Here is a 13,520-nt window from a genome sequence, read left to right as displayed (position 1 = left end):
TATCAAACAACTATGGAGATAGCATGGAGATTGAGCGAAAGATGAAGATTTACATCAGTTTATGCGTCTTTTAGTGGTAAAAATGCATAGAAAAGCATTTTAGTGAATATCTCTAAAACTGATTTTTAATCAATAAAACAATATAACCATATGATTGTTAAAAATATTTTAGCTTTATATAGTGCTTTAATCAATTAAGTATGAGCTTAAAGCACATGAAAAAAATAATAGCATCTACAATTCTTGCAGTATTAGGAGGAATTACTTCACATAGCTTCGCCGCAAAAGATTTTCTCAATGTGTCGTATGATCCAACGCGCGAATTTTACCAAGAATATAATCAGGCCTTTGGTGAATTCTGGAAACAGCGTACTGGACAAGAAGTGAACTTTAAACAATCACATGGCGGCTCGGGTAAGCAAGCGCGCTCAGTGATTGACGGTTTACAAGCCGATGTGGTGACCTTGGCCTTAGCCAATGATATTGAAGAAATTGTAAATGCAGGTCTAATCAATAAAAACTGGCAAAAACAGTTCCCGAATAATTCAGCTCCTTATACCTCAACCGTGGTGTTCCTGGTACGCAAAGGCAATCCTAAAAGTATTAAAGACTGGAATGATTTAACCAAGCCAGGTGTAGAAATTATCACGCCAAATCCTAAAACCGGTGGCGCGCCACGCTGGATTTATCTTTCAGCTTGGGGTTATGCGCTGAAACAACCGGGCGGTAACGATGCCAAAGCCAAAGAGTTGGTGAAAAAACTTTATCAGAACGTAAAAGTACTCGATTCAGGTGCACGCGGTTCTTTAACCACTTTTGCTGAACGCGGTATTGGTGATGTGTTGTTGTCTTGGGAAAATGAAGCCTTACTGGCAACTCAAGGTTTGGGTAAAGATAAATACCAGATTGTTTATCCTTCAATTTCAATTCTGGCAGAGCCGTCTGTAGCGATTGTCGATAAAAACGTGGATAAAGATGGCAACCGCAATTTAGCTAAAGGTTATCTCAACTATTTATATTCACCAAAAGGGCAGGATTTGGCAGCACAGTATTTCTTCCGTCCACGTAATCCGCAAATTGCAGCAAAGTATGCGGCACAATTTCCAAAAATTAAATTGTTTACCATCGGAGATGTTTTTGGTGGTTGGACAAAAGCACAGAAAACCCACTTTGTGAATGGTGCAATTTTCGACCAAATTTATGCTGAAAAAAATAATTGAGTAAGGAGTTATTTAGGTGAATGAAAAGAAACGAATATTAGAAAATATTCGTTTCTTGCATAAGCAAAGCATAAAAAGGTATATCATTTTGATAAAGGATTTAATTTATTATTTGTAAATAAAACAATTGTTTAAAATAAATAGCAGTGTATGGGTTAGGTTTAAAATTGTATGCATCAATTGCGATTTATGATTTTATTTCATATATTTAGCAGTAATGAAGATAACTTGTCTGTACTGTAATGAAAACTCAATTTAAAGCGTTATTCAGTGCGGCATTGCTGGCAACCGGCATTGCTTTTACTGCAACAACTGCTCAGGCAGCTGATCGTGAATTTTTAAATGTATCTTATGATGCAACCCGTGAATTTTACGATGAATTTAATAAATCCTTTGGTGCTTACTGGAAACAACGTACCGGTCATACTGTAAATTTCAAACAGTCCCACGGTGGTTCAGGTAAACAAGCGCGTTCAGTCGTGGATGGCTTAAAAGCTGATGTGGTGACTTTGGCTTTAGCCAACGATATTGAAGAAATTGTAAAATCAGGTCAAATCCAGCCGGGTTGGCAAAAAGAGTTCCCGCATAACTCTGCACCTTATACCTCTACCATCGTATTTATGGTGCGTAAAGGCAATCCAAAGCATATTAAAGACTGGTCTGACTTAACCAAACCGGGTGTACAAATTATTACCCCAAATCCAAAAACCGGCGGTTTACCACGTTGGGTATATTTATCCGCTTGGGGTTATGCACTTAAACAACCCGGTGGTACGGACGCTACGGCTAAAGACTTTGTCGGTAAAATGTACCACAACGTAAAAGTGATGGATTCTGCTGCGCGTGCATCGATGACGACTTTTGCTGAACGTGGCATTGGTGATGTGTTATTGACTTGGGAAAATGAAGCCTTGGTGACTCAAAAGACCATGGGTAAAAACAAGTTCGACATTATCTATCCATCGATGTCAATTTTAACTGAACCTTCAGTGGCAATCGTGGATAAAAATGTCGAAAAAGATGGTAACAAGTGGTTAGCCAAAGGCTATATCAATTACTTGTATTCACCATTGGGTCAAGACATGGCAGCAAAATATTTCTACCGTCCACGTAACCCGGAAGTGTTAGCTAAATATTCTGCTCAATTCCCTAAACTTAAAACTTTCACCCTTGATGAAGTGTTTGGTGGCTGGGCTCAGGCACAAAAAACTCATTTTGTGAATGGTGCAACTTTCGATCAGATTTACAATACTCGTAAATAACGGATTGATTTGTGATTTAAAAAGCCTCCTGATTTGGTGGCTTTTTTATTTCTGATAAAATGTGTTAAAACAAAAATTTGAATCAAAACATAAATTTTCTTTTCTTAATTTTGTAGAGAACTCTATTTTAATAAAGAATCAGAATAAGTATTGAGCTTTAAAATGATATAAAAGTACATGAAATATGAGCTAAATCTGAATTGCATAAATCCAGAAACGGTTTTCTCTATGGAAAGTAATATTTCCCTACAAAAAGTCGTTTGGAGCTTTATCAAAACAAGGTAATAATGTGCAGTTAAATTTTTCATAGTTCTGATTGAATCCTTATGTCGCATATTTCTGTATTACTTCACGAAACTGTTGATGCCTTATTGGCAGATCGAAATACAGGAATTTATGTAGATGGTACCTTTGGCCGAGGTGGTCATACCCGTTTATTGCTTTCTAAATTAGATGAAAATGCACGTGTATATGGGTTTGATAAAGATCCACAAGCGTTGGAAACTGCGGCCATATTGGAACAAGAAGATTCACGTTTTAAAATTATTCATGCCAGTTTCGCCGACTTAAAACAAGAACTTGAAGCACGTGGTATTGGTTTGGTCGATGGTGTGATGGCAGATTTAGGGGTGTCATCTCCACAACTCGATCAGGCTGAACGTGGTTTTAGCTTTATGAAAAATGGTCCACTGGATATGCGTATGGATAATTCAAAAGGTCCAACTGCGGCTGAATGGCTGGTGAATATAGAAGAAGAAGCCCTAGCCAATGTTATTTTCAAATATGGTGAAGAACGTTATAGCCGTCGTATTGCCAAAGCCATTAAAGCTGCGGGTTATATCGAAACGACAGCGCAACTGGCTGAAATTGTGAAAGTTGCCCATCCGAAATGGGAAAAAAATAAACATGCCGCAACTCGAACTTTTCAGGGCATCCGTATTGCCATTAATAAAGAATTAGAAGATATTGAAGCATTCTTGCCGCAAGCAGTGGATGTGCTAAAAACTGGGGGGCGTTTAGCGGTCATTAGTTTCCACTCGCTAGAAGACCGTTTAATTAAACAATTTATTCAAAAAGAATCGACTTTAGCGGAAGATACCAGTTGGGGCATGCCACAAGAACGGGAAGATACCCGTCGATTAAAGAAAATTTCCCGAGTGCGTGCCAGTGAAGAAGAGATTAAAGCCAATTTTCGTTCACGTAGTGCATGGCTTAGAGTTGCAGAACGCTTAGCTTCGAAAGGCGAATAATGAAAACTGAAGTTGTTGAAAAGAAAACAGATAACTTGCCGATGAAAAAATTCATCAGTTATGTCGTTTTACTGGTCTTGGTCTTTTTTAGCGCAATCATGGTGGTATTTCAAGTCTTTGAATATCGTCATGATTACCGTGAATTAAGTGCCTTTAACCGGGAAAGGGATGACCTGAATGCAGAGTGGGGGCGTTTGCTCATCGAGCAGCAAACCTTCGGTGCAACAGCGCAAATTGGCACACGCGCTGTGACCCAGTTGCGAATGTACTCGCCCCCTGCAGCGCAGACGGTTGTAATTTCTTTACCAATGACTTCAGAAGATAAAAAATAAGGCTAGCTGTAATATGGTGGACAAGAGAAATAAGCAAGTGCGTAAAAAACAGCAGTCTGTGACCGATAAAAACACCCTTAGCGTGGATATGTGGCGTTTTTATCTGATGTGGAGTGTGGTTTTACTCTGCTTTTTAGCTTTAGTGGGTCGTGCATTTTATGTGCAGGTGATTAACAAAGACTTTTTACAAAACAAAGCCAATGCCAATATTTTAAGAACCGAAAAAGTCAAGGCGATGCGCGGCGTGATTTATGATCGTCATGGGGTGCCCTTGGCGATCAGTACACCAGTCATGAAGGTGGTGATTGATCCGCGTGATTATTTCGAAACTAAAAAACAGTTTGATGAGATTACTGCTGAACTGGCTAAAGATCCAAATAACCGTAAGCTAAAACGTCAATTACCGGATAAAAACTTAAACCTGGACGAACTTGCCGATGCGGTTGGCATTGATCGTGCCGAGTTGAAAAAGAAAATGAACGAGAAACCTCGTTCACGTTATCTGGTTCTGCAAAAAGAAATTCCACCGCAGCAAGCTGAACTGATTGCCAAACGCGAGTTTCAAGCGGTTTATACCGAGAAAAACTATAAACGTTACTATCCTCAACCGCAGCCAAATGCGCAGATTATTGGCTTAACCAATAGTGAAGGGATCGGGATCGAAGGTCTGGAAATGCAGATGAATACTGCTTTATCAGGTCATGATGGCGCACAACAAGTGGTACGGGATAAAAAAGGTAATCGTTTCAAAGATCCGGAAGTGATTAAAGAAGTTGAAGCCGGAGAAAATATCACCTTAAGTATTGATTCACGTCTTCAATATATTATGTACCGTGAATTGACTGCTGCCGGAGTGGCCAATAATGCCCGTTCAGCCACTGCCATAGCAGTAGATATCAAAACAGGTGAAATTCTGGCAATGACCAGTTGGCCATCTTACAACCCGAATGATAAAAAAAGTTTAGGCAATAAAGATGCCATGCGTAACCGTGGTGCAGTGGATTCATTTGAACCGGGTTCGACCATGAAACCCTTGACTGTGGCGATGGCTCTGGAAAGTGGTAAATACACTACAAATTCAGTGGTAAATACTTCACCGGGCAGTATGCGCATTGGTAACCATACCATTCGTGATACCCATAACTATGGTGTACTGACTTTGGGTGGCATCATCCAGAAATCATCTAACGTGGGTGTTGCTAAACTTGCATTGTCCTTGCCTTATGCCACCTTACCTACTTTTTATAAGCGTGTAGGAATGGGCCAGCGTTCAGCAGTAAAATTCCCTGGTGAAAGTGGAGGTTTAATCTTGCCACCAAGCAAATGGAATGTCTCTGAAGTGGGAACCATGGCTTATGGTTATGGCCTGAATGCTACAGTGCTGCAAATTGCTGATGCCTATGCCATGCTTGCTAATAAAGGCGTCAAGGTTCCTTTAAGTTTATATAAATTAGAGCAACCTCCGAAGGGTGAGCAAATCGTTGATACAAAAATTGCCGATCAAGTGCTGTTGATGATGGAAACAGCGACATTGCCAGGCGGAACTGCTACACGTGCCACTATTCCGGGCTATCGTGTGGCCGGTAAAACTGGTACCGCACATAAGCTACGTGCTGACCGTAAAGGTTATTCAACCAGCGAATATCGTGCTTTATTTGCCGGTGTCGCACCAGTGAGTGATCCGCGTTTGGCCATGATTGTCGTGGTGGAAAATCCTCAAGGCTCTTACTATGGGGGTACGGTATCTGCCCCTGTATTCGCACGCGTAATGCAAGAATCGCTACGTTTAATGAACGTGCCTTTAGATAAACCTTTAGATACTCCCAAAATCCAGTAATAGGTGATGAATGTCCATTACATTTCAAGATCTCTACACCGCTAAAAAAATCACTGGATGGATGACCAAGCCATTCAGTGGCTTTGGTTTAGATAGTCGTAAAGTTGAGCCAGGGCAAATTTTTATTGCCCTGAATAGTTTTTCTCAGCCTGAAAAAACCTTGCAGTTTGCACAGTCTGCTTTGGCAAACGGTGCCTTGGCTGTGGTCAGTGAAGCCGATTTGGGTTTGGAAAATAGTGTCGTGGTGCCAAATGTCCGTCATCTGATGGGGCAGTGGCAAAAGCAATATTTACAAGCGACTCAACCCGTACAAGCGGCACGAACTCTTGCGGTGACGGGCACCAACGGTAAAACCACCATTTCACGACTTGTTGCTGAATTATTAATGTTGCAAGGAAAAAAATGTGCGGTGATGGGAACCACGGGTAACGGAATTTTACCGAACCTTGAAGCATCTTCGCATACCACTTTGGATGCCTTGCATCTGCAAAATGCCTTGCATGATTATGCTCAACAAGGTGCTGAATTCGCAGCGATTGAAGCCAGTTCTCATGGTTTGGAACAAGGTCGTTTGAATGGCTGCGATATTGAAATTGCTGCCTATAGTAATTTAAGCCGTGATCATCTGGATTATCACGGTACGCTTGAAGCCTATGCTGAAGCCAAGTCACGATTATTTAAATTTCCGACTTTAAAAGTGGCGATTATCAATATTGATGATGAGCATGCCAAAGTCATGATCGATGCTGCAAAAGCCAATCCTGCGCAACCGAAAATTTTAAGCTATTCAACGACGCAAACTGCGGATTATCAGGTTAAAGATATTCAATATAGTTTGAATGGCGCAAACTTTAAATTGATCACCAAACAAGGTGAGTTTGAAGTTCAGAGTCCATTGCTCGGTCATTTTAATGTAGAAAACCTGGTGGCAAGTTTGGTGACTGCAGAACAAGCCGGTTTTGATCTTGCAACACTGATTTCAACAGTGTCGCAATTGCAAGGTGCACCGGGTCGTATGCAGGTGATCCGTGACGCAGATCGGTTATTTGTGGTGGATTATGCCCATACTCCTGATGCCTTAATTCAGGTGCTGAAAACCTTAAAACGTCATGTATCTAATCAGTTATGGGCTGTGTTTGGTTGTGGCGGTGATCGTGATCGTGGCAAACGTCCACTGATGACTCAAGCGGCACTCAATGGTGCTGATATTGCATTGATTACCTCAGATAATCCACGTACTGAAGATCCAGAACAAATCTTTGCTGACATGAAAGCGGGTATCGATTTTTCAGCACATGCTGTGCATGAAATTCATGACCGCCGTGAAGCGATTAAATTTGCCGTGCAAAAAGCCCAGGCAGGCGATATTGTCGTCATTGCAGGTAAAGGTCATGAAAATTATCAAGAAATTGACGGTGTACGTCATTGGTTTGACGATGTGATTGAAGTGCAATCGGCAATCGATACACAGCATCACACACCAGATTCAGCTTATCCGGCTCAATAGGAAACAAAAATGCATACATCGACTACCAGTACAGTGCCTTTAGAGCCGTGGACGGCTGCACAGCTTGCTGATGCCACTCAAGGTTACTGGTTGAATGAGAAAGTGCCTCAAGGCAACATTAAACGGATTTTGACTGACTCACGCGATGCTGAAAAAAGCGATGCTTTTTTAGCGCTGCAAGGTGAACGCTTTGATGCGCATGATTTTGTTGCTCAAGTTGCGGCAAATGGTTGCGAAATTGCCATTGTCAGTCATCCGGTGGATGCCGATATTTGTCAACTCGTGGTTGAAGACACGCGTTTGGCCCTCGGTCATTTAGGGGCTTATCGCCGCGCACAAAATTCACAAGTGAAAGTGATTGCGCTGACCGGCAGTAGCGGTAAAACCACGACTAAAGAAATGCTCGGTAGTATTTTATCGCGCTTGGCGCCCACGTTGATTACTCGTGGAAACTTAAATAATGATTTGGGTGTGCCGGTGATGTTGTTAGAGCTTCGAGTTGAACATCAATATGCAGTGATGGAACTCGGTGCGAGTCATCAGGGTGAAATTGATTACACCTCGAATCTGGTTCAACCGTATGTGGCAGGCATTATCAATATTGGTACTGCGCATTTGGGTGAGTTTGGCGGACGCGATGGCATCTGCCGGGCTAAATCTGAAATTTATGCACATATCGCCAAAACCGGTACATCGATTGTTCCTGCTGCAGATGATTTCGCAGAACCAATTCGTCAAGCTGTACAAACCGAACAGGTATTAAGCTTTGGTGATAAGGGTGATGTTTTTGCAACAGAAATTGAATTGCATCCGCAATCATCTACATTCACATTAAATACACCGCAAGGTGTTCGTCAGGTTAATTTACCCTTTGCTGGCGAACATAATGTGCAAAATGCCACGGCTGCGACTGCTTTTGCACTCGCGGTTGGTGTTGCTCTGGATGATATCGTGATGGGTTTAGAACAGGCGACAGGTGCCAAAGGTCGCTTGAATTTTATTCCCGCTAAAAACCATTTATTTATTGATGATACTTACAATGCCAACCCAACCTCGATGCGTGCAGCAGCTGAAGTGCTTGCTCAGCAAGACGGGGTGAAAGTGATGGTCATCGGTGATATTGGTGAATTAGGCGCAAGTGCGGCACAACAACACTATATGTTGGGCCGAGATCTGGTTGCGACAGGTGTCAATTTTGTTGTGGCTGTGGGTGAGTTTTCACCTGCCACTCAAGAAGGCGCGCGCAGTACCCAATATGGTAAAAAAATGCAGGCTTTCCTGACTCAGGAACAAGCCCTTCCTTTCTTACTGAGTCTAATTGAAACACATCAACCTCAATCCATGAGTTTCCTGTTCAAAGGTTCTCGTTATACCCATATGGAAACATTGATGGCTGATTTGATGGAGAAACTTTAATGCTGTTATGGCTATTTGAACAACTGGCGGGCTACAACAGCTCGTTCCAGGTGGTTCGTTATTTAACATTACGTGCTTTGCTCAGTGTCTTAACCGCATTGACCATTGGACTGGTCTTGGGTCCGGTAATGATCCGTAAGCTACAAGCACTCAAATATGGCCAAGCAGTCAGTTCATTTGCTCCTGAAGGTCATGCCAAGAAAATGGGTACTCCAACCATGGGTGGGGTATTGATCCTGCTTTCGATTGGTATTTCAACCTTGCTTTGGGCCGATTTATCCAATCCCTATGTCTGGATTGTACTTGCGGTGATGGTGATCTTCGGTGCTGTAGGCTGGGCAGATGACTGGATTAAGGTCCGTTATAAAGACAATGCCGGCTTGCCTGCAAAGAAAAAATTCTTTTGGACTTCTGTCGGATCGTTAGGTGCAGGTATTGCACTGTATGTGATTGCGACTCAACAGGCCAATCCTGTGCATACTGCGAATATGCTTGATCTGTTGATTCCATTCTTTAAAAACATCAGTATTCCTTTTTCAGCTATTCCGCTGGGTATCGGTTTTATTATCTTTACTTATCTGGTGATTAATGGTGCATCGAATGCCGTTAACCTGACTGATGGTCTGGATGGTTTGGCAATTATGCCAATCGTGCTTGTTGCAGCAGGTTTGGGAGTGTTTGCTTATCTTGCAGGTGATGTTCGTTTTGCTAATTACCTACATATGCCTTATGTAAAATATTCATCTGAATTGGTGGTGATCTGTGCTGCAATGATTGGTGCGGGCTTGGCCTTCCTTTGGTATAACGCACATCCAGCTCAGGTATTTATGGGTGATGTCGGTGCATTATCTTTGGGTGCAATGCTAGGTACAATTGCTGTGATGGTTCGCCAGGAAATCGTCTTTGCGATTATGGGCGGTGTGTTTGTGGTAGAAGCCATTTCTGTGTTCCTGCAAATTGGTTCACTGCGTATGCGTAACAAACGTGTATTCCTGATGGCACCTTTACATCACCATTACGAGAAAAAAGGCTGGCGTGAAACCCAGGTGGTGATTCGTTTCTGGATTATCACGATTATGCTGGTAGTTTTAGGCTTAATGACCTTAAAATTGCGTTAAGCAAATATTCGAAAAAGCCGGCATTTGCTCCCACATCTGCCGGCTTTTTTAACGCCTGATTTCAGGCACTGGAGAAAAATATGAATCTGCTGATGTGTCCTGTATGTCATGAAGCACTGAAACTGACCGAGAAAACATGGCACTGTGCCAATAACCACAGTTATGACGTGGCAAAACAGGGTTATGTTAATTTGCATGTGGTACAGCATAAACACAGTAAAAACCCGGGTGATACCGTGGAGTCCGTGCAGGCGCGCCGTGCATTTTTAAGTGCTGGGTTCTATGCACCTTTGCAAAAAGCAGTGGTCGAAAAAATCCGTGAATTAAGTATTGAAAACCTGCTGGATATTGGCTGTGGCGAAGGCTATTACACCAATGCCATGCAAGCTGAAGTGCTGCAATGTGTGGGTGTGGATATTGCTAAAAATGCAGTACAGGTTGCTGCCAAGTTGAATAAAAAAGTGACCTGGGTGGTGGGGACGGGTGCAACACTTCCTGTGTTAGATGCCTCGATTGACTTGTGTACCAGTTTATTTAGTCCTATTCCAAAGCAGGAAATATTGCGAGTATTGAAGCCCAATGCATATTTGATGGTCGTGACACCCGCGACTGAACACTTATATGCGATGCGTGAGGCATTGTTTGAAGAAGTAAACCCGCATGAACCGAATAAGTTTGTTGATCAATTGGCAGATGCTTTTGAATTGGTAGGTGAAAGTGTTGTTGAAGCGCCTTTTACTGTGCAACAAGCGGACTTGAAAAACCTGATTGCGATGACGCCATATGCTTATAAAGCAAAACCGGAACGTCGTCAGGCTTTAGAGCAGAATGAGCAATTCGAGTTAAAAGGGCAGTTCCAAATTTATTTGTTTAAAAAGAAATAAGCCAAATAAAAAAGCCCTCATTTGAGGGCTTTTTTATTACTTTATTCAAATACATCCAAGAGCTGTTCAATAGCATCCGGTCTATTGTTGGCTGGTTTTTGTGGTGTGTTGTCTGGAGTCTGTATTTCTTCTCCAGGCAAATCGTCAAAGTCACGTTCAGGTGCTCGCACTGGGGCAACAGGTGCTGGACGATACAATGGGCGGGCCAATGGTGGAGAAGAGCGATCCTCTCTGACAGGTTCACCAATAGTTACAGTCTGGGTGTGGTTGGTCGGTGCTTTGGCATTTTTATCGAAATGAACCCATGCCGCTGGTGTACCTTTTAAGGCATTACCCATAAAGTTGGTCCAGATCGGTAAGGCTGCAACACCACCATATTCACGACGACCGAGTGTGGTGGGTTGGTCGAAACCGACCCATGCCACAGTCACCAGTTTGCCATTGAATCCGGCAAACCAGGCATCTTTAGCATCATTGGTGGTACCTGTTTTACCGCCAATATCGCCACGACCAATTTTAAGTGCTGCACGACCTGTACCCTGTTGAATTACATCACGCAGAATGTTGGCCATGTCATAAGCAGAGCTGGATTTTAAAATGCGCTGTGCTTGACGATATTGACTTTTTGATTCATCTAATTGCAATTGCGCAAGTTCTTTTTCTGCTTGCAAAGTTTGATTGGTGACTTCAATCACTTCATCATCTGGGGTAACCGGTGCAGCTGATTCCAGTTCTGCATCATTTTGATTGATACAAGAAATACACGCATATTCTGGATTACTTTGATAAATTACTTTGCCATAAGCATCTTCAATACGATCAATAAAATGCGGCTGAATACGGTAACCACCATTGGCAAAAGTGGCATAACCGGTTGCCATTTGAATTGGGAGGACTTGTGGTGTACCTAGAGCAATGGTGTAGTTACGCGGGATTTGATCTTCATGTAGACCAAAATCCATGAATAATTGTCGTGTACGTTCAATCCCGACAGTTTGTAATAATCGTACAGAAACGGTATTTCGGGATAAGTACAAGGCACGACGTAAAGGAATCATCCCTAAATAACGACCATCCGAGTTCTTCGGTGACCATTTGCCAATCGTAATCGGGCTGTCATTGACCATGCTATAAGGCGTCATGCCACGTTCGAGGGCCAAAGCATAAACAAACGGTTTAATGGTGGAACCCGGTTGGCGCCAGCCTTGTAGTGCACGATTAAATTTAGATTGATAAAAATTATATCCCCCAACAACGGCTTCAATGGCACCGTTGTTTGGGTTGATTGCAATCAGTTGCCCTTGAGCTTTAGGGATTTGAACAAGCGCCCATGATGTTTTATTGTCATTAGGACGTAAGCGAATAATATCTTTAACTTTAACAATTTGAGAAGCTTGACGTGGCGCAGGACCGACACTGTTGGCATTTCTATAAGGATAAGCCCACGACATTCCTGACCAAGGGACGGTCACGGTAGAGCCATCTTGCATCAGGGCATCAAAAGAATTGCTATTTACTTTAATAACTTTAGCAGGGTAGGTGTTTGCATAAGCAGTGAATTCAGTAAGTGGTTTGTCGTTTGCTTCAGCACCGCGCCAACCATGGCGACGGTCGTAAGCCTCTAAACCTTCTTGCACTGCCTGTTCTGCGTAGGCTTGGCGTTTGCTATCCACGGTTGTATAAACTTTATAACCAGAATCAATGGCTTGTTCGCCAAATTTTTCAACGAGTTCTGAGCGTACCATTTCCCCAACATATGGGAATTTATTGTTAATACCCCGGTCTGGCATATCGAGGTTAACGGGTTCGGCAATGGCTTTTTGATACTGTGACTGGTTGATATAACCCAATTGCAGCATACGTCCAAGAATCCAGTTTCGACGTTCCAACGCGCGTGTTGGGTTGACTACAGGATTATATTTAGATGGTGCTTTCGGCAGACCAGAAATCATCGCCATTTGAGCAATACTCAGCTGATCCAGATTTTTGTTGTAATAAATTTTCGCTGCTGCAGCAATACCGTAGGCATTTTTTCCCAAGAAAATCTTATTCACATAGAGAGTTAGAATTTCTTCTTTGGTTAGATTCTGTTCTATTTTTCGCGCAAGGAAAATTTCAGTCAGCTTGCGTTTGAGGGTACGTTCAGGGCTTAAATAATAATTTTTTGCCACTTGCATGGTGATGGTTGAACCACCGGTTTGCACATTTGATCCCGTGATTGTTTCACTGACTGCTCGTCCTAAGCCTTTGAAGCTAATACCGCTATGCTCAAAGAAGGATGAGTCCTCTGCTGCAAGGAAGGCAGAGATGAATGGTTTGGGAATTTGTTTGTATTCTACAGGGACAGATAACTTGCCGCCATACTCTGCAATAAGCTCATTATCGGCACTGTACACCTGTAAAGGTTTTAATAACGGCGCCTTTTTTAAAGTGGTCATTTTAGGTAAAGATGGGGCAATATAGAGATACATGCCATAGAATCCCATCGGAATTGCGACCAAGGCTATAATTATGATCAAAAAAAATGGATGAACATGGCCCGAACGAGATAGCTTTTTCATAACAAGTAAGTTTTAATAAGAGCTAATGGCAAACTAATTGGCGGTCAGTATAGCCTTTACACATACAGATTGTTAGATGCGTTATTGTATCTGTATAAAATTATAGACCAACACTGATTAGTAGGTTACTTTT

General features: G+C 42.3%; 10 protein-coding genes. 9 read left to right on the top strand and 1 reads right to left on the bottom strand.

Annotation, left to right across the window (positions count from 1 at the left end; all coding sequences use genetic code 11):
• Nucleotides 1–200 precede the first annotated feature (200 nt).
• From B9T23_RS11645 to B9T23_RS11605, 9 genes are all read left to right on the top strand, one after another.
• The gene (locus tag B9T23_RS11645) at nucleotides 201–1,220 is read left to right on the top strand and encodes a sulfate ABC transporter substrate-binding protein (RefSeq protein WP_265733076.1); all 1,020 of its coding nucleotides are present in this window, start codon (nucleotides 201–203) and stop codon (nucleotides 1,218–1,220) included.
• A 242-nt stretch (nucleotides 1,221–1,462) separates the two neighbouring features.
• Nucleotides 1,463–2,482 (top strand): sulfate ABC transporter substrate-binding protein, encoded by a 1,020-nt coding sequence (locus B9T23_RS11640; protein ID WP_086194203.1) that lies wholly within the window; start codon nucleotides 1,463–1,465, stop codon nucleotides 2,480–2,482.
• Nucleotides 2,483–2,808: 326 nt separating this feature from the next.
• Nucleotides 2,809–3,732, top strand: coding sequence for a 16S rRNA (cytosine(1402)-N(4))-methyltransferase RsmH (gene rsmH, locus B9T23_RS11635; RefSeq protein WP_086194202.1), 924 nt, complete (start codon nucleotides 2,809–2,811; stop codon nucleotides 3,730–3,732).
• Nucleotides 3,732–4,064, top strand: coding sequence for a cell division protein FtsL (gene ftsL / locus B9T23_RS11630; RefSeq protein ID WP_067726846.1), 333 nt, complete (start codon nucleotides 3,732–3,734; stop codon nucleotides 4,062–4,064). Before rsmH ends, ftsL begins: the two co-directional genes overlap by 1 nt.
• A 13-nt stretch (nucleotides 4,065–4,077) precedes the next feature.
• Complete coding sequence (gene ftsI / locus B9T23_RS11625) at nucleotides 4,078–5,901, top strand: penicillin-binding protein PBP3 (RefSeq protein ID WP_086194201.1); 1,824 nt, start codon at nucleotides 4,078–4,080, stop codon at nucleotides 5,899–5,901.
• 10 nt (nucleotides 5,902–5,911) lie between these two features.
• The gene (locus B9T23_RS11620) at nucleotides 5,912–7,408 is read left to right on the top strand and encodes a UDP-N-acetylmuramoyl-L-alanyl-D-glutamate--2,6-diaminopimelate ligase (protein WP_086194200.1); all 1,497 of its coding nucleotides are present in this window, start codon (nucleotides 5,912–5,914) and stop codon (nucleotides 7,406–7,408) included.
• A 9-nt stretch (nucleotides 7,409–7,417) separates the two neighbouring features.
• Nucleotides 7,418–8,824, top strand: a complete 1,407-nt coding sequence (locus tag B9T23_RS11615; RefSeq protein WP_086194199.1) for a UDP-N-acetylmuramoyl-tripeptide--D-alanyl-D-alanine ligase — start codon at nucleotides 7,418–7,420, stop codon at nucleotides 8,822–8,824.
• Nucleotides 8,824–9,942, top strand: coding sequence for a phospho-N-acetylmuramoyl-pentapeptide-transferase (gene mraY, locus B9T23_RS11610; protein ID WP_067726838.1), 1,119 nt, complete (start codon nucleotides 8,824–8,826; stop codon nucleotides 9,940–9,942). Before B9T23_RS11615 ends, mraY begins: the two co-directional genes overlap by 1 nt.
• Nucleotides 9,943–10,022: 80 nt before the next feature.
• Nucleotides 10,023–10,826, top strand: coding sequence for a putative RNA methyltransferase (locus B9T23_RS11605; RefSeq protein ID WP_086194198.1), 804 nt, complete (start codon nucleotides 10,023–10,025; stop codon nucleotides 10,824–10,826).
• A 41-nt stretch (nucleotides 10,827–10,867) separates the two neighbouring features.
• Here B9T23_RS11605 and ponA read toward each other — a convergent pair whose 3' ends face one another.
• Nucleotides 10,868–13,387, bottom strand: coding sequence for a penicillin-binding protein PBP1a (gene ponA, locus B9T23_RS11600; RefSeq protein WP_086194197.1), 2,520 nt, complete (start codon nucleotides 13,385–13,387; stop codon nucleotides 10,868–10,870).
• Nucleotides 13,388–13,520 lie beyond the last annotated feature (133 nt).

Source organism: Acinetobacter terrae (genome assembly GCF_002135195.1).
Classification (GTDB): domain Bacteria; phylum Pseudomonadota; class Gammaproteobacteria; order Pseudomonadales; family Moraxellaceae; genus Acinetobacter; species Acinetobacter terrae.
Note: the sequence above shows the minus strand (reverse complement) of the source record. Positions and strands in the feature narration are given on the sequence as shown.

Excerpts from the sequence above, each read along its gene's own strand:
- B9T23_RS11645 (WP_265733076.1), top strand. The coding sequence starts at position 201 with ATGAGCTTAAAGCACATGAAAAAAATAATAGCATCTACAATTCTTGCA.
- B9T23_RS11640 (WP_086194203.1), top strand. The coding sequence starts at position 1,463 with ATGAAAACTCAATTTAAAGCGTTATTCAGTGCGGCATTGCTGGCAACC.
- rsmH (WP_086194202.1), top strand. The coding sequence starts at position 2,809 with ATGTCGCATATTTCTGTATTACTTCACGAAACTGTTGATGCCTTATTG.
- ftsL (WP_067726846.1), top strand. The coding sequence starts at position 3,732 with ATGAAAACTGAAGTTGTTGAAAAGAAAACAGATAACTTGCCGATGAAA.
- ftsI (WP_086194201.1), top strand. The coding sequence starts at position 4,078 with ATGGTGGACAAGAGAAATAAGCAAGTGCGTAAAAAACAGCAGTCTGTG.
- B9T23_RS11620 (WP_086194200.1), top strand. The coding sequence starts at position 5,912 with ATGTCCATTACATTTCAAGATCTCTACACCGCTAAAAAAATCACTGGA.
- B9T23_RS11615 (WP_086194199.1), top strand. The coding sequence starts at position 7,418 with ATGCATACATCGACTACCAGTACAGTGCCTTTAGAGCCGTGGACGGCT.
- mraY (WP_067726838.1), top strand. The coding sequence starts at position 8,824 with ATGCTGTTATGGCTATTTGAACAACTGGCGGGCTACAACAGCTCGTTC.
- B9T23_RS11605 (WP_086194198.1), top strand. The coding sequence starts at position 10,023 with ATGAATCTGCTGATGTGTCCTGTATGTCATGAAGCACTGAAACTGACC.
- ponA (WP_086194197.1), bottom strand. The coding sequence starts at position 13,387 with ATGAAAAAGCTATCTCGTTCGGGCCATGTTCATCCATTTTTTTTGATC.